Origin of the sequence: Vibrio sp. 10N, assembly GCF_036245475.1 — a bacterium.
Classification (GTDB): Bacteria; Pseudomonadota; Gammaproteobacteria; order Enterobacterales; family Vibrionaceae; genus Vibrio.
Window position 1 is genome coordinate 3,417,619 of record NZ_BTPM01000001.1, and the last position, 16,708, is coordinate 3,434,326.

Genomic DNA, 16,708 nt, shown 5'->3' on the forward strand with positions numbered 1-16,708 from the left:
TAAAAAGCTCCCTCGGGAGCTTTTTTTACAACCGGCTTTTGACAGCTGACTTTTTACAACTGAAAGTCGTCGAGAGCGTCTAAAGTCAGCTGATTAGTAAAGGCATTCACTCGCTCATGAACGGGGCTCCAGCCAAGCAGGAAACGCTGATAGTCAGCCCACGCCAGTCCGAGTAGCTTTCGCCACTCATGACACACATCACTTGCATCCACATTAGGCTGATAGGTAGCCAACGCCACTTCTAGCTGTCCAAAGTAGGTTTCAACATATGTGTCGATCGATAACAGCGGATCATCAAAATCGAGCACAGTGCAAAGAAATAACGCGATATCTTTTACACCCACACCACCACCGACATACTGAAAGTCAACCGCACTGACTTGCGTACCAGCTTCGTTGAAACAGAAGTTAGCCAATTTCGCATCACCATGCACTAGGGTTTGGTAACGGCAATCATTGAGTATGTCATCTATGCGCTCAGCAGCCGCTTTGTAACGACTCGGCGTCATCGCTCGCCACTCATCGGGGCGAGTAGCCAAGTGCCAATAGGTACCTTGCTGCCAAAGTCCGGTAGGCTCGGTACCCAACCAAAAAGCATGAAACTGCGCTAACCAGCGAAGTGCTGTTTCTATTTCTATGTTTGTTGGCGTTTTTACTACTCTAGCGCACTCAACAAGCTTGAGATCTTCCAGAAGCAACTCATAGTGCGAGCCATGATTTTCCGCGGCCAAACAGCGTGGTGCCCAGCCAATAGGCATTTGAACAACATAGTGCTGGTACCAATGAAACTCGACTTGATAAGACTTGAGCTTTCTTTGGTTTGAAAGCTCGGTATTCCATCCTTTCGGATGATGCTTAGGTGCAACCTTAGGTAAGTTGATGGCCTTAACGATCAGGCTAGGCAACGCCGGATTGTCGGTATGAACGCGAAACAGTTCGCCATAACCGCTCCAGAGACTCTGTATTGGATCTTTCGAAACCACATGATGTTGGTCACCAAGCAGTGTTTTCAGGGACTCTGCCGGCTCATAAGGACAAGAACTCAAGGTTTACTTCCCTTTAAAGGTTAAGAGTAATGTTTACTTTGACAGACAATGGCAGCAAACGGAAGGACAACAGAGATCGACAATGGCTAAGGCAGCGCTTTACAGACATTCAGATATGAAAAAAGCCCGCTGATTTCTCAGCGGGCTTTTCAATGTGGCGGAGAGATAGGGATTTGAACCCTAGAACCGCTATTAACGGTTGCCGGTTTTCAAGACCGGTGCTTTCGACCACTCAGCCATCTCTCCACAAATTGTCATCAACAGATTAGTACACTGATGATGTGGTTACTTACTATTGCAAGTAACAGTATTTAAAGCCTGGCGATGTCCTACTCTCACATGGGGAAGCCCCACACTACCATCGGCGCTATTGCGTTTCACTTCTGAGTTCGGCATGGAATCAGGTGGGTCCACAACGCTATGGTCGCCAAGCAAATTCTTAATTCGGAAAACTGATTTAAAAGTCTAAATACACATTCAAAGTTCTTGCTTTGAGTCCATCAAAACCCTTTGGGTGTTGTATGGTTAAGCCTCACGGGCAATTAGTACAGGTTAGCTCAACGCCTCACAACGCTTACACACCCTGCCTATCAACGTTCTAGTCTCGAACAACCCTTTAGGACGCTTAAAGCGCCAGGGAAGACTCATCTCAGGGCTCGCTTCCCGCTTAGATGCTTTCAGCGGTTATCGATTCCGAACTTAGCTACCGGGCAATGCGTCTGGCGACACAACCCGAACACCAGAGGTTCGTCCACTCCGGTCCTCTCGTACTAGGAGCAGCCCCCTTCAATCTTCCAACGCCCACGGCAGATAGGGACCGAACTGTCTCACGACGTTCTAAACCCAGCTCGCGTACCACTTTAAATGGCGAACAGCCATACCCTTGGGACCGACTTCAGCCCCAGGATGTGATGAGCCGACATCGAGGTGCCAAACACCGCCGTCGATATGAACTCTTGGGCGGTATCAGCCTGTTATCCCCGGAGTACCTTTTATCCGTTGAGCGATGGCCCTTCCATTCAGAACCACCGGATCACTATGACCTGCTTTCGCACCTGCTCGAATTGTCATTCTCGCAGTCAAGCGGGCTTATGCCATTGCACTAACCTCACGATGTCCAACCGTGATTAGCCCACCTTCGTGCTCCTCCGTTACTCTTTGGGAGGAGACCGCCCCAGTCAAACTACCCACCAGGCACTGTCCTCATCCCCGATTAGGGGACCAAGTTAGAACATCAACACTACAAGGGTGGTATTTCAAGGACGGCTCCACTAATACTGGCGTACTAGTTTCAAAGCCTCCCACCTATCCTACACATGTAGGGTCAATGTTCAGTGCCAAGCTGTAGTAAAGGTTCACGGGGTCTTTCCGTCTAGCCGCGGGTACACTGCATCTTCACAGCGATTTCAATTTCACTGAGTCTCGGGTGGAGACAGCGTGGCCATCATTACGCCATTCGTGCAGGTCGGAACTTACCCGACAAGGAATTTCGCTACCTTAGGACCGTTATAGTTACGGCCGCCGTTTACCGGGGCTTCGATCAAGAGCTTCGACCTAAGTCTAACCCCATCAATTAACCTTCCGGCACCGGGCAGGCGTCACACCGTATACGTCATCTTACGATTTTGCACAGTGCTGTGTTTTTAATAAACAGTTGCAGCCACCTGGTATCTGCGACTCCCCATAGCTCCATCCGCAAGGGACTTCACCGCGAGGAGCGTACCTTCTCCCGAAGTTACGGTACCATTTTGCCTAGTTCCTTCACCCGAGTTCTCTCAAGCGCCTTGGTATTCTCTACCCGACCACCTGTGTCGGTTTGGGGTACGATTCCTTACAATCTGAAGCTTAGAGGCTTTTCCTGGAAGCATGGCATCAATGACTTCACTACCGTAGTAGCTCGACATCGTGTCTCAGCCTTAAAAAGAGCCGGATTTACCTAACTCTTAAGCCTACGCACTTGAACCTGGACAACCGTCGCCAGGCCCACCTAGCCTTCTCCGTCCCCCCATCGCAATTGTAAGAAGTACGGGAATATTAACCCGTTTCCCATCGACTACGCCTTTCGGCCTCGCCTTAGGGGTCGACTCACCCTGCCCCGATTAACGTTGGACAGGAACCCTTGGTCTTCCGGCGAGGAGGTTTTTCACCCCCTTTATCGTTACTCATGTCAGCATTCGCACTTCTGATACCTCCAGCAAACCTTACAGTCCACCTTCAACGGCTTACAGAACGCTCCCCTACCCAATACATAAATGCATTGCCGCAGCTTCGGTGTATAGCTTAGCCCCGTTACATCTTCCGCGCAGGCCGACTCGACTAGTGAGCTATTACGCTTTCTTTAAATGATGGCTGCTTCTAAGCCAACATCCTAGCTGTCTAAGCCTTCCCACATCGTTTCCCACTTAGCTATACTTTGGGACCTTAGCTGGCGGTCTGGGTTGTTTCCCTCTCCACGACGGACGTTAGCACCCGCCGTGTGTCTCCCGGATAGTACTTACTGGTATTCGGAGTTTGCAAAGGGTTGGTAAGTCGGGATGACCCCCTAGCCTTAACAGTGCTCTACCCCCAGTAGTATTCGTCCGAGGCTCTACCTAAATAGATTTCGGGGAGAACCAGCTATCTCCAGGTTTGATTGGCCTTTCACCCCTAGCCACAAGTCATCCGCTAATTTTTCAACATTAGTCGGTTCGGTCCTCCAGTTGATGTTACTCAACCTTCAACCTGCCCATGGCTAGATCACCTGGTTTCGGGTCTATATCCAGAGACTGAACGCCCAGTTAAGACTCGGTTTCCCTACGGCTCCCCTAAACGGTTAACCTTGCCACTGAATATAAGTCGCTGACCCATTATACAAAAGGTACGCAGTCACACCACGAAGGTGCTCCTACTGCTTGTACGTACACGGTTTCAGGTTCTATTTCACTCCCCTCACAGGGGTTCTTTTCGCCTTTCCCTCACGGTACTGGTTCACTATCGGTCAGTCAGTAGTATTTAGCCTTGGAGGATGGTCCCCCCATATTCAGACAGGATATCACGTGTCCCGCCCTACTCGATTTCACTGATGATGAGATGTCGGTTACGGGGCTATCACCCTGTATCGCGGCACTTTCCAGAGCCTTCACCTGTCTCATTAAAAGCTTAAGGGCTAATCCAATTTCGCTCGCCGCTACTTTCGGAATCTCGGTTGATTTCTCTTCCTCGGGGTACTTAGATGTTTCAGTTCCCCCGGTTCGCCTCGCTGAGCTATGTATTCACTCAGCGATAACTGCTTATGCAGTTGGGTTTCCCCATTCAGGAATCTCAGACTCAAAGGTTATTACTACCTAATCTGAGCTTATCGCAAGTTATTACGCCTTTCATCGCCTCTGACTGCCAAGGCATCCACCGTGTACGCTTAGTCACTTAACCATACAACCCCAAAGGGTCTTTGTTACGTAACCAAAGTTGTCTGCATTTTTATACATGTGCAGACTCGATTTTGCCGGACTCAAATATGAATCACTTTCGTGATTCCCAAGAACACTTGAATGTGTGTTGGTACCTAAATGATTAAATCATCTAGGATTTGAGAACTTTTAATTGAATAACATTAATCAAATGTTATTCGTCAGCTTTCCAAATTTTTAAAGAACGAGATTTACTTTCTATTTAAAGAAAGAAACCATTTTTAAGAACACTTAAGCAAATGCGCTTAAAGATGGTGGAGCTAAGCAGGATCGAACTGCTGACCTCCTGCGTGCAAGGCAGGCGCTCTCCCAGCTGAGCTATAGCCCCATCAGTGTTTGATGCTTACCGCCAATCATCTGGGAGGAAGATTGGTGGGTCTGAGTGGACTTGAACCACCGACCTCTCGCTTATCAGGCGAACGCTCTAACCACCTGAGCTACAGACCCAAGCATCGTCTTTAATTCATAAACCGTATCAATCTGTGTGAACACTCATCGCAATAATCTTTCGTATAAGGAGGTGATCCAGCCCCAGGTTCCCCTAGGGCTACCTTGTTACGACTTCACCCCAGTCATGAACCACAAAGTGGTGAGCGTCCTCCCGAAGGTTAAACTACCCACTTCTTTTGCAGCCCACTCCCATGGTGTGACGGGCGGTGTGTACAAGGCCCGGGAACGTATTCACCGTGGCATTCTGATCCACGATTACTAGCGATTCCGACTTCATGGAGTCGAGTTGCAGACTCCAATCCGGACTACGACGCACTTTTTGGGATTCGCTCACTTTCGCAAGTTGGCCGCCCTCTGTATGCGCCATTGTAGCACGTGTGTAGCCCTACTCGTAAGGGCCATGATGACTTGACGTCGTCCCCACCTTCCTCCGGTTTATCACCGGCAGTCTCCCTGGAGTTCCCGACATTACTCGCTGGCAAACAAGGATAAGGGTTGCGCTCGTTGCGGGACTTAACCCAACATTTCACAACACGAGCTGACGACAGCCATGCAGCACCTGTCTCAGAGTTCCCGAAGGCACCAAAGCATCTCTGCTAAGTTCTCTGGATGTCAAGAGTAGGTAAGGTTCTTCGCGTTGCATCGAATTAAACCACATGCTCCACCGCTTGTGCGGGCCCCCGTCAATTCATTTGAGTTTTAATCTTGCGACCGTACTCCCCAGGCGGTCTACTTAACGCGTTAGCTCCGAAAGCCACGGCTCAAGGCCACAACCTCCAAGTAGACATCGTTTACGGCGTGGACTACCAGGGTATCTAATCCTGTTTGCTCCCCACGCTTTCGCATCTGAGTGTCAGTATCTGTCCAGGGGGCCGCCTTCGCCACCGGTATTCCTTCAGATCTCTACGCATTTCACCGCTACACCTGAAATTCTACCCCCCTCTACAGTACTCTAGTCAGCCAGTTTCAAATGCAGTTCCGAGGTTGAGCCCCGGGCTTTCACATCTGACTTAACTAACCACCTGCATGCGCTTTACGCCCAGTAATTCCGATTAACGCTCGCACCCTCCGTATTACCGCGGCTGCTGGCACGGAGTTAGCCGGTGCTTCTTCTGCAGCTAACGTCAAATGATGCCGCTATTAACGACACCACCTTCCTCACTGCTGAAAGTGCTTTACAACCCGAAGGCCTTCTTCACACACGCGGCATGGCTGCATCAGGCTTGCGCCCATTGTGCAATATTCCCCACTGCTGCCTCCCGTAGGAGTCTGGACCGTGTCTCAGTTCCAGTGTGGCTGATCATCCTCTCAGACCAGCTAGGGATCGTCGCCTTGGTGAGCCATTACCTCACCAACTAGCTAATCCCACCTGGGCATATCCTGACGCGAGAGGCCCGAAGGTCCCCCTCTTTGAGCCGAAGCTATTATGCGGTATTAGCCATCGTTTCCAATGGTTATCCCCCACATCAGGGCAATTTCCCAGGCATTACTCACCCGTCCGCCGCTCGACGCCGTTAACGTCCCCCGAAGGTTCAGTTAACTCGTTTCCGCTCGACTTGCATGTGTTAGGCCTGCCGCCAGCGTTCAATCTGAGCCATGATCAAACTCTTCAATTTAAGATTTTGTCGGCTCAATGAATACTGAACATTGCTCTTGCTAATAAATAGCATAAGTAATGTTTGAATTGACTGTGCTCTTATTGGTTTTCACTTTTGAAAAAGTAAAACAAAACAGCTCAAGGCTGCTTCCCAATTCGAATGGTCACTTCGTTTCATTGAAACCTAATTTGATACCGAAGTATCTAATTTGATTATCATCAACGAGTGCCCACACAGATTGATAGGTTTAAATTTTTAAAGAACATTTCTTCGAGAAGCTAAACTTTCGTTTTTGAGCCTTTCGGCTTTTCTCTCGAAGTGGGCGGCCATTTTAACTAGATAACTTGTCGTGTCAACCACTTTTTCAAATTATTTTCGTTTAGGCTTTTTGCCCGCCAAACCTGTTGGGCTCTTGCTTTGCTGCCCTCCCGTTTGGTGTGGTGCGCATTATAGGGAGAATGAGAAGTCGCGCAACCCCTTTTTTAATATTTTTTAGAAAAAACGTTCTTTTGATTGAAATACCATCAAAAAACAAAAAGGAGAGTATAAAAACTCTCCTTTTAGCCACAAATCACTAACAATTAGATAAATGCGTACGCATCACCATACATGTGTTCTGATTTTGCCTGCTTGTTTTGCGTAAACTGTTCACGTGCAGCGCCAGCCATTTCGAAACGACCTGCTATATAGATATCGAAATCAGCAAGTGAATCAAAATCATCACTGACCGCTTGAAGTACGTTGCCTTGTTTGCCTGTCCACTCAGCTAGTGTTTCTTCAATAACAGGAATGAACTGAATGCGCTCATGAGCATTGGCGATATCAGCCAGTTCTTGTTTAGCATATAGCTGAGCTTCATCGCGACCACCCCAATATAGATAGATAGGCTGCGCAATGTTTTGGCTGATGCAGTGATCAAGAATAGAACGTACATAGCTAAAGCCAGTGCCACCAGCAATCAATAGAATTGGGCGCTGGCTATCTTCACGAATCCACGCTTCGCCATGAGGGGCATCAATCTGAATGTCGCCACCCACTTCAAGTGCATGCTTCATTGATTCAACCACTTCTAGCGCATAAGCATTGTGCTCTGCAGCGCCAATGTGGAGCTCGATCTCGCCTTCATGACGGCAAGGGCTGCTAGCAATAGAGAAAGGACGCTTGTCGGCCTCTCCCATTACTACCATTAAATACTGACCTGCTTTAAAGCTAACAGGCTGTTCTGGGTGCAGCAAAATTTGATAGGTATTCGCTGCTAAAGGCTCAATAGACTTAACTTTACAATTAATGGTCATGGTTTATCTCTTTTATTCGTCTCCAAAGGTGATCACCAAATCACTCTTTGGATAAGCAAGACAGGAGAACATCCAACCTTGCTGCTTTTCTTTCTCGGTAAGTAATGGTTCCAAATCATAGTCAACCGCACCCGACTCGATACGGCATAAACAAGAAGCGCAGGCCCCCACCATACAACGATGAGGAAAAGCAAGATTCTGGTTGAGCGCAGCCTCTAACACTGTCTGCCCTTCTTCGACTATAAACTCAAGGTTCTGAGGCTTGAGCACTACTCGCTTTGTCATAGGATATTCAGTTCATCCCAAATGCTATCTATCTTTGCAACCAACGCTGGGTCTTTTTTAATTGGTATGCCCCACTCGCGCGTCACTTCGTCTTCAAGTTTATTGGTTGCATCTAAATAAGCTTTAGAGGTGTTATCGTTGACCAATAATGTATCTCTGGACGGATCCATTCTCGTAGTGATCGCCCAAATTACATCATTCCAATCACGCACATTCACGTCTTGATCGCAGGCAACGATAAACTTAGTCGCCAAGTAAGGTGAGAGTATAGCCTCTACTCCTTTCATTACCTCAATAGCTTGACCTGCGCGTTGCTTATCTAGAGTCAGCAGTACCATACGATTTGTACCCGTTCCCGGTGCAATATACAAGTCAGTCACCTCTGGATATTGAGCTGTAACCTGTTTCGTCAATAAGGTTTCATCCCAACTATTCGAGCGCTCGATATCTTGTGCCGTTTGATACTTGGCCGCCTCCAGCTCCAACTCTGCATCCCACTTAATTGTGGCATCCAGTCCCATTTTGGAACCTAAACCGGTAACCGGTGATGCAAAGTCCAAAGAATCTATTGGCGTGCTTTCGATCATCAAGGTATCGCGGCTCGGTACCATATGATCATTCATGGCTTGGGTGACTTGCTGCCAGTCGCGGCCATTGACGCTTTCATCACATACAATGACAAACTTGGTGTACATGAACTGACGCAAGAAAGACCATACCCCCATCATCACACGCTTAGCATGCCCTGGGTATTGCTTCTTCATGGTTACCACCGCCATGCGATACGAACATCCTTCTGGCGGAAGATAAAAGTCTTCAATTTCCGGGAACTGCTTTTGCAAGATTGGCACGAAGACTTCGTTCAGCGACACCCCCAATACAGCCGGTTCATCAGGCGGGCGACCGGTATAAGTGCTGTGATAGATAGGGTTTTCACGCATAGTAATGTGCGTAATAGTAAAGACGTGGTGCTTTTCTTTTTCGTTGTAGTAACCGGTGTGGTCGCCATACGGACCTTCATCGGCAAATTCTTGCGGATCGATATAACCCTCAAGAACAATTTCGGCACTCGCTGGCACTTCAAGATCGTTGCTAACCGATTTGACCACTTCGGTACGTTCACCACGCAGCAATCCAGCGAAGGCATATTCAGACAATGTGTCAGGTACAGGTGTGACCGCCCCAAGAATGGTAGCCGGGTCGGCACCAAATGCAACAGATACCGGGAACGGTTTTCCTGGATTGGTTTCCATCCAGTCTCTTAAATCGAGCGCACCACCACGATGTGCTAGCCAGCGCATGATGATCTTATTCTTAGCTATCTTCTGCTGGCGATAAATACCTAGATTTTGACGCTTCTTATTCGGCCCTTTAGTGACCGTTAGTCCCCATGTTAGCAAGGGTGCGACATCATCAGGCCAGCAACTCATTACTGGGATTTTATCAAGGTCGACTTCGTCACCTTGCCAAACGACTTGCTGGCAAGCGGCTTTACGCAGCCTTTTGGCTGGCATATGCAGCACTTTCTTAAATAGAGGGATTTTATTGATCGCATCTTTAAAGCCACGCGGGGGCTCAGGCTCTTTTAGGTAGGCCAGTAGTTTACCTACTTCTCTAAGCTCAGAGACTTGCTGTCGACCCATTCCCATTGCAACACGTTCAGGGGTACCAAATAAATTGGTCAACACTGGCATGTCATAGCCAATCGGGTTTTCGAACAGCAGAGCGGGTCCACCTGCTCGCAGAGTTCTGTCGCTGATCTCCGTCATTTCATAATCAGGGTCGACGGGGTGAGAGATGCGCTTGAGCAGCCCCTGGCTTTCCAGGTGCTGAGTGAAATCACGTAAGTCCTTGTAAATCATAGGGGATACTTCGCCTTGAAAGAGGGTACCATTATATACGCAAATCTATCATCGGGCGAAATGTCCTCTGCGACGTTGAGAAGCTGAGAGAATTCAGCTAATTAGACAGAGCTTGCAACACCAAACTTGCTTTCACCTGACTATTGGTCGACAACACATCCCTCACCCACCCTCCATGACCATTCTGCGCCAATTGACTGGCGACAAAACTAGCGTCTTCCACCTTGGTCATTCGTGTCACCAAGAAGGTCTTCACTTCATTCGGTAATGGGGTGATTTGAGCAAGTTCAGTGATCGCCTGACGTTTTAAACTCGGATTACGTGCAGCCGCCATGATTTGCTGCTGAGCAAACGGAGAAGAAAGACTCGCTAGCCTCTCTAATTCTACTTGGCTGTGATAATCCGCGCGCATTTTCCACAGTAAGTCATACAAGGCTGCGTCTTCATTCACTTGCGCCATTCGCACCAATACGCGAGTTGAAGGCAACCACTCGGTGATATTGGTATCGGTAAGTTGCTGAGTAATAAATGCGTTCGCTTTCGGTGACAGACTATCAAATTCTTTGACTAATAAGTCCTCGCGGATCTTACGTTCATAATCACTACCCTCAGATAGCCAGTCACGTAATACCAACTGCTCACTTTCCGCCTGCAAGATAAACTCCAAGGTTTTTTGGTCACTGTTCCAGCGCTTAATCAAGCGCGCAGAAATAGCTGGGTAGTTAAACGCAGGAATCGAAAACTCGTAGCCATCACCACGTTCGAGCATAGTGTAGGTAGGTGGCAGGGATTTTTGGCCTTGAACGAAAATGGCCATTTTAGGGGAAAGAATGCGTTCGTTGTCTTCAATATGTTTGAGCAACAAAAACCTCGCCACTTCTTGCTGAGGCAACGCGAGTCTATTTAACGCAAATTTAAGGCCGTCGGTGTCATCTTGTTCCACCAACAATAAAAAATCGTCGACTTTTTGCAGCACCACTGGGCTTTGCAACCAGCGTTCTACTTCCTGCTGCGTCATTTCCTTAGACGCGTGCACCGGTTGTGAGAATGAAACAACCAATACGAGGAGTAACGACGCTAACCATCCTTGTAGCATATTAACCTCCTGTTAACACACTCAGTATTGTGCGCGTGAAACAGGGGAAGTGCAAACAAAAACGTCACCCTATAAGGGTGACGTTTAAAATTTGAGACTCGTTGTCCGCTTTGCGGACAAGTTTAACGATTACTGGCGACGCATCGCGTCAAAGAACTCATCGTTAGTCTTAGTCATTGCAAGCTTGTCGATTAGGAATTCCATCGCATCGATTTCGCCCATTGGGTGAACAATCTTACGTAGAATCCACATCTTCTGTAGCTCATCGGCTTTCGTTAGTAGCTCTTCGCGACGTGTACCTGAGCGGTTGAAGTCAATCGCTGGGAAGACACGCTTTTCAGCAATCTTACGGTTTAGGTGCAGTTCCATGTTACCTGTACCTTTAAACTCTTCGTAGATAACTTCATCCATCTTAGAGCCAGTATCGACTAGCGCTGTTGCGATGATAGTTAGGCTGCCGCCTTCTTCTACGTTACGAGCTGCACCGAAGAAACGCTTAGGACGGTGTAGTGCGTTCGCGTCAACACCACCAGTAAGAACCTTACCTGATGAAGGTACTACCGTGTTGTAAGCACGAGCTAGACGAGTGATAGAATCCAGTAGGATAACCACGTCTTTCTTGTGTTCAACAAGGCGCTTCGCTTTCTCGATAACCATCTCAGCAACTTGAACGTGACGAGACGCTGGTTCATCAAACGTCGATGCCACAACTTCACCTTTAACTAGGCGCTGCATCTCTGTTACTTCTTCCGGACGTTCGTCGATAAGAAGAACCATCAATTCACATTCAGGGTGATTGTGAGCAATGCTCTGTGCAATGTTCTGAAGCAACATTGTCTTACCCGCTTTTGGCGGAGCAACAATCAGACCACGCTGACCTTTACCAATTGGCGATGCTAGATCAAGAACACGCGCCGTAATGTCTTCTGTTGAACCGTTACCACGCTCCATAGTCATGCGTTCGTTGGCATGCAGAGGGGTTAGGTTTTCAAACAGGATCTTGTTACGAGCGTTATCTGGTTTGTCAGCGTTAACAGTGTTTACTTTTAGAAGTGCGAAATAGCGCTCACCGTCTTTTGGTGGACGAATCTTACCGGCAATTGAATCACCTGTACGCAGGTTGAAACGGCGAATTTGGCTAGGAGAGACATAAATATCATCTGGGCCAGCAAGGTAAGAACTGTCTGCACTACGCAGGAAACCAAAACCATCTTGAAGAATCTCTAAGACCCCGTCACCAAAGATATCTTCACCACTTTTCGCATGGGCTTTTAAGATGGCGAAGATAATGTCTTGCTTACGCAGACGAGCTAAGTTTTCCAGACCAAGAGATTCGCCAAGTTTAACGAGCTCAGAAACAGGTCTGTTCTTCAATTCTGTTAAGTTCATTGTGGTGGATGTTTGTTTAGTCAAAATAGGATCTGTTTTGTTGTTAAGAAGGATTTGGTCACAGGATCGACCAAGAAGTGAACACTTGTTTAATTAACGTGCGATAAATTATCACTAAAAAAGAGTCTAGTCTAGCTTTGAAAAAAACAAAACCGTGTATTTGTTAAGATACACGGTTTTCGTTGCTTTTCATTATAAGTTCTCGTCTAAGAACTCTTTTAGCTGAGTTTTTGACAGTGCGCCAACCTTAGTTGCTGCCACTCCGCCATCTTTGAAAAGTAGTAGCGTTGGAATGCCACGAATACCAAACTTAGGTGGAGTACCCGCGTTTTGGTCGATGTTTAGCTTGCCGATAGTGAGTTTGCCTTCGTACTCATCTGCGATTTCATCGAGGATTGGGGCAATCATCTTACAAGGACCACACCACTCCGCCCAGAAGTCAACAAGAACCGGGCCTGCAGCATTAATTACGTCAGTTTCAAAACCGTCATCCGTCAGCTGCAAAATCTTTTCACTCATCTTTCACTCCGATATTTTTTGTATTGATGAGATAATCACCAACAATTAGATCTCCTATTGGAATGTATTTACCTTCGTATTGCAAGCTTAAGCTGATATTCTATAGCAATGAAAAAGACGCATATCACAGAGCAAAAGTTCGCCGATTTGGAATTGCACCCCCAAATCATTGAAGGATTGGAAAAAAAAGGGTTCGAATATTGCACCCCTATCCAAGCCTTGGCGTTGCCGGTACTGCTCGCCGGCCGAGATATTGCAGGACAGGCCCAAACCGGGACTGGAAAAACGCTCGCGTTTCTCACTGCTACCTTCAACCATCTACTAAACACGCCTGAACATGAAGGCCGCAAAGCGACTCAGCCGCGCGCGATCATCATGGCTCCAACACGCGAACTTGCTATTCAGATCCACAATGATGCCAAACCGCTCATTGAAAGCACGGGTCTAAAAACAGCACTTGCGTACGGCGGCGATAGCTACGATAAGCAGCTAGCGAAGCTTGAACAAGGCGTCGATATCCTTATTGGTACCTGTGGTCGTATTATCGATTTCTACAAGCAGCGTGTCTTTAACCTCAACAACATTCAAGCTGTGGTTCTTGATGAAGCCGATCGCATGTTCGATCTTGGCTTTATTAAAGACATTCGCTTCTTGTTCCGTCGTATGCCTGAGCCAAAAGACCGTCTCAACATGCTGTTCTCCGCGACCTTGTCATACCGTGTACAAGAGCTAGCGTTCGAGCACATGCACAACCCAGAGCACGTCGTGGTTGAGCCTGAGCAAAAGACCGGTCATCGCATTCAAGAAGAGCTGTTCTACCCATCAAACAATGAAAAGATGGCGCTACTGCAAACGTTAGTAGAAGAAGAATGGCCTGATCGCGCTATTATCTTTGCCAACACCAAACATAAGTGTGAAAAAGTGTGGGGTCACCTTGCTGCAGACGGCCATCGCGTCGGTCTTTTGACCGGTGATGTACCACAGAAGAAGCGTGAAAAGATCCTTGAGCAATTCACAAAGGGTGATGTAGATATTCTGGTTGCGACGGATGTTGCAGCGCGTGGTCTGCACATCCCTCAAGTGACGCACGTATTCAACTACGACCTACCTGACGACTGTGAAGATTATGTACACCGTATTGGCCGTACTGGTCGCGCAGGTGCAAGTGGTCACTCTATCAGCTTCGCTTGTGAAGAGTACGCGATCAACTTGCCAGCGATTGAAGAGTACATCGAACACTCAATTCCAGTGTCGGACTATGACTCAAGTGCCCTTTTGACTGAGCTGCCTGCGCCGTTGGTTATGAAGAGCCGTAACTCAGGCCCACGTCGCACCAATACGGGTGGCTCGCGCCCATCAAACAGAAAGCCTCAAAGAAGGCCACGTTCACCAAAGTCTTGATAGGCAGTGATCGTATATAAGCAGTAATCTGAACAGGAAGTATGCAGTTTTTATGAGTCTCGCAGTGAATTCTTCACCTTTGTATGCGGCTATCGATCTTGGCTCCAACAGTTTCCATATGTTGGTTGTTCGCCATATCGATGGCAGCATTCAGACCATGGCCAAGATAAAACGCAAAGTGCGTTTGGCCGCAGGCCTTGATGATGAGATGGCCCTCAGTCAAGAAGCAATGCAACGTGGTTGGGATTGCCTAAGTCTTTTCGCGGAAAGACTTCAAGATATCCCAAAAGAAAACATTCGCATTGTCGGTACCGCCACTTTGCGAACCGCAACCAACGTGGATGTTTTCTTGGCAAAGGCCAATGAGATTTTGGGTTACCCAATCCAAGTGATCTGTGGAGAAGAAGAAGCGGCGACTATTTATAAGGGTGTAGCGCATACTTCGGGTGGCACAGGCCGTCGTCTTGTCGTCGATATTGGCGGCGCCAGTACCGAGCTAATTATTGGTGAAGGCTTTGAGCCTAAGGCACTAACTAGCCTAAAGATGGGTTGTGTAACTTGGTTAGAGCGCTTCTTTAAAGACCGCCAGTTAAATAAAGCGAACTTTGATCGCGCTATCGAGGGTGCCAAACAGACACTTGCCCCAATCCTAGAGCAGTATCAAGGGTTGGGTTGGGACGTCTGTGTAGGTGCGAGTGGTACCGTGCAAGCATTGCAAGAGATCATGTTAGCGCAAGGGATGGATGAGGTTATCACCCACGCCAAGCTAAAGCGTCTGCAAAAACAAGCGATGTTAGCTGACCACCTCGAAGAGCTGGACATTGATGGCCTGACGTTAGAGCGTGCTTTAGTGTTTCCGAGTGGGTTATCGATTCTGATTGCCATCTTCGAATTGCTCAATATCGAGTCCATGACCCTCGCCGGTGGCGCACTGCGTGAAGGCATGGTGTATGACATGGTCAAAGAACTTCAGCAAGATGACATTCGTGCCCGTACCATTAACAGTGTACAAATCCGCTGTCAGCTAGACGTCGAATACGGTGAGCAAGTCGCAGCAACGGCCACCAGCTTACTGGCCAGTTGTGGCGGAGACACCTGGGTAGAAGAGCCGCACGCCATTGCACTACTTGACGCGGCGTCAAAACTGCATGAAATCGGCCTTACGCTAGACTTTAAAAAGGCAGGCGAGCATAGTGCGTACTTACTTCAAAACTTGGATTTACCCGGTTTTACTCGCGCGCAAAAGCACCTCTTAGCCGAAGTCGTTCGTCGCTACAAAGACCAATTAACACCTCTGCCTTCGCAACATGCACTGTCGACACAAAGCGCCGAGCGCGTACTTAGACTGCTGCGTTTATCGGTGATCATTACTCACCGTCGTCAGCGCAGCCTACAGCCGAAATTTGCCGTCGAGTGTGCAGGGAACAGCTTAACACTGTCCATCGACAAACAGTGGTTAGATGCTCACCCGCTCTCAGCAGCAGAGCTGGAGATCGAATCGAACCGCCAGTCGGATGCTGGATGGCCATTAACCATTCAAGCGGTCTAAGCGGTTACTGCCAGAATAAAAAAATCCCGAACTGCAGAGTTCGGGATTTTTTTATGCCGCTGTTTTATACCACTCAGTACCGGTTAAGCCTTAACGCCCGTCACCTTTAATTCTGGATTCACCGCCGTTAGCTTCTTCACTAAAAAGTTCAATAACACCCCGTACATCGGAACAAACAGTCCCAGACTGATAACTAACTTAAAGCCATAGTCGACTAAGGCGATTTCAGTCCAATGCTCCGCCATAAACGGATCTGGGCTTTGGTAGAATGCGATCGCAAAAAAGGCGAGTGTATCGAGCGCGTTACCAAACAGTGTTGAACATGTCGGAGCAACCCACCACTGCTTCATTTGACGTAAGCGGTTGAAGACATGCACATCCAGGATTTGTCCTAGCAGATAAGCCATAAAGCTTGCCACTGCAATTCGTGCAACAAACAGATTGAACTCACCTAAATGACTCAAACCTTGGAACTGCCCTTCAAAGAACAACACCGATAATCCATACGACACCGCTAAAGCAGGCAGCATCACCAAAAAGATGATCTTACGCGCCAGTCCAGCACCAAAGATGCGTACCGTCAGGTCTGTTGCAAGGAAAATGAACGGGAATGTAAACGCGCCCCACGTGGTGTGGAAACCAAAAATAGTAAAGGGTAGCTGAACCAGATAGTTACTGGATGCAATGATCACTAAGTGAAATAGGACGAGGAACGTCAGGGCTTTGCGCTGCTGCGCAGGAGAAAATGGGTTCATATTGTACCTTTTTCGTT

The 16,708-nt window shown here is 48.0% G+C and carries 10 protein-coding genes, 3 tRNA genes and 3 rRNA genes; 2 read left to right on the forward strand and 14 right to left on the reverse strand.

What is annotated here, in order from left to right:
* Window positions 1-53: 53 nt before the first annotated feature.
* The 13 genes from AAA946_RS15780 to trxA all read right to left on the reverse strand — a co-directional run bounded on the left by AAA946_RS15780 (window position 54) and on the right by trxA (window position 12,986).
* The gene (locus AAA946_RS15780) at window positions 54-1,046 is read right to left on the reverse strand and encodes a phosphotransferase (protein WP_338165664.1); all 993 of its coding nucleotides are present in this window, start codon (window positions 1,044-1,046) and stop codon (window positions 54-56) included.
* Window positions 1,047-1,201: 155 nt separating this feature from the next.
* Window positions 1,202-1,292, reverse strand: a tRNA-Ser gene (locus AAA946_RS15785).
* 70 nt (window positions 1,293-1,362) lie between these two features.
* Window positions 1,363-1,478, reverse strand: a 5S ribosomal RNA gene (gene rrf / locus AAA946_RS15790).
* A gap of 89 nt (window positions 1,479-1,567) precedes the next feature.
* Window positions 1,568-4,454: ribosomal RNA gene (locus AAA946_RS15795) — 23S ribosomal RNA — on the reverse strand.
* Window positions 4,455-4,744: 290 nt separating this feature from the next.
* Window positions 4,745-4,820 (reverse strand) — tRNA-Ala (locus tag AAA946_RS15800).
* A 42-nt stretch (window positions 4,821-4,862) separates the two neighbouring features.
* Window positions 4,863-4,939, reverse strand: a tRNA-Ile gene (locus AAA946_RS15805).
* A gap of 66 nt (window positions 4,940-5,005) precedes the next feature.
* A 16S ribosomal RNA gene (locus AAA946_RS15810) occupies window positions 5,006-6,558 on the reverse strand.
* The 16S, 23S and 5S rRNA genes sit together here with 3 tRNA genes alongside, the layout of an rRNA operon.
* A 563-nt stretch (window positions 6,559-7,121) precedes the next feature.
* Window positions 7,122-7,835: an NAD(P)H-flavin reductase gene (gene fre, locus AAA946_RS15815; protein ID WP_338165665.1), complete on the reverse strand. Its 714-nt coding sequence runs from the start codon at window positions 7,833-7,835 to the stop codon at window positions 7,122-7,124.
* Window positions 7,836-7,847: 12 nt separating this feature from the next.
* Window positions 7,848-8,120 carry a 2Fe-2S iron-sulfur cluster-binding protein gene (locus AAA946_RS15820; protein WP_042478889.1) on the reverse strand — a complete coding sequence of 91 codons (273 nt, stop codon included), beginning with the start codon at window positions 8,118-8,120 and terminating at the stop codon, window positions 7,848-7,850.
* Complete coding sequence (gene ubiD / locus AAA946_RS15825; protein ID WP_338165666.1) at window positions 8,117-9,982, reverse strand: 4-hydroxy-3-polyprenylbenzoate decarboxylase; 1,866 nt, start codon at window positions 9,980-9,982, stop codon at window positions 8,117-8,119. The genes AAA946_RS15820 and ubiD overlap by 4 nt, the downstream gene beginning before the upstream one ends.
* A 97-nt stretch (window positions 9,983-10,079) precedes the next feature.
* Window positions 10,080-11,078, reverse strand: coding sequence for a hypothetical protein (locus tag AAA946_RS15830; protein ID WP_338165667.1), 999 nt, complete (start codon window positions 11,076-11,078; stop codon window positions 10,080-10,082).
* 129 nt (window positions 11,079-11,207) lie between these two features.
* On the reverse strand, window positions 11,208-12,467 hold the full coding sequence (gene rho, locus AAA946_RS15835) for a transcription termination factor Rho (protein WP_042478896.1): 1,260 nt from the start codon (window positions 12,465-12,467) through the stop codon (window positions 11,208-11,210).
* Window positions 12,468-12,659: 192 nt separating this feature from the next.
* Window positions 12,660-12,986 carry a thioredoxin TrxA gene (trxA, locus tag AAA946_RS15840; protein ID WP_042478899.1) on the reverse strand — a complete coding sequence of 109 codons (327 nt, stop codon included), beginning with the start codon at window positions 12,984-12,986 and terminating at the stop codon, window positions 12,660-12,662.
* Between the two features lie 108 nt (window positions 12,987-13,094).
* Here trxA and rhlB point away from each other — a divergent pair, with 108 nt between their 5' ends.
* Both rhlB and gppA read left to right on the forward strand, forming a co-directional pair.
* The gene (gene rhlB / locus AAA946_RS15845) at window positions 13,095-14,387 is read left to right on the forward strand and encodes an ATP-dependent RNA helicase RhlB (RefSeq protein ID WP_338165668.1); all 1,293 of its coding nucleotides are present in this window, start codon (window positions 13,095-13,097) and stop codon (window positions 14,385-14,387) included.
* 52 nt (window positions 14,388-14,439) lie between these two features.
* On the forward strand, window positions 14,440-15,936 hold the full coding sequence (gene gppA, locus AAA946_RS15850) for a guanosine-5'-triphosphate,3'-diphosphate diphosphatase (RefSeq protein ID WP_338165669.1): 1,497 nt from the start codon (window positions 14,440-14,442) through the stop codon (window positions 15,934-15,936).
* 83 nt (window positions 15,937-16,019) lie between these two features.
* Here the strand turns inward: gppA and AAA946_RS15855 are convergent, their stop codons facing one another.
* Window positions 16,020-16,691, reverse strand: coding sequence for a 7-cyano-7-deazaguanine/7-aminomethyl-7-deazaguanine transporter (locus AAA946_RS15855; protein WP_338165670.1), 672 nt, complete (start codon window positions 16,689-16,691; stop codon window positions 16,020-16,022).
* Between the last annotated feature and the right edge of the window lie 17 nt (window positions 16,692-16,708).

Bases quoted from the DNA above. Each gene is read 5' to 3' on its own strand.
- fre (WP_338165665.1), bottom strand. From the start codon at position 7,835: ATGACCATTAATTGTAAAGTTAAGTCTATTGAGCCTTTAGCAGCGAAT.
- AAA946_RS15820 (WP_042478889.1), bottom strand. From the start codon at position 8,120: ATGACAAAGCGAGTAGTGCTCAAGCCTCAGAACCTTGAGTTTATAGTC.
- ubiD (WP_338165666.1), bottom strand. From the start codon at position 9,982: ATGATTTACAAGGACTTACGTGATTTCACTCAGCACCTGGAAAGCCAG.
- AAA946_RS15830 (WP_338165667.1), bottom strand. From the start codon at position 11,078: ATGCTACAAGGATGGTTAGCGTCGTTACTCCTCGTATTGGTTGTTTCA.
- rho (WP_042478896.1), bottom strand. From the start codon at position 12,467: ATGAACTTAACAGAATTGAAGAACAGACCTGTTTCTGAGCTCGTTAAA.
- trxA (WP_042478899.1), bottom strand. From the start codon at position 12,986: ATGAGTGAAAAGATTTTGCAGCTGACGGATGACGGTTTTGAAACTGAC.
- rhlB (WP_338165668.1), top strand. From the start codon at position 13,095: ATGAAAAAGACGCATATCACAGAGCAAAAGTTCGCCGATTTGGAATTG.
- gppA (WP_338165669.1), top strand. From the start codon at position 14,440: ATGAGTCTCGCAGTGAATTCTTCACCTTTGTATGCGGCTATCGATCTT.
- AAA946_RS15855 (WP_338165670.1), bottom strand. From the start codon at position 16,691: ATGAACCCATTTTCTCCTGCGCAGCAGCGCAAAGCCCTGACGTTCCTC.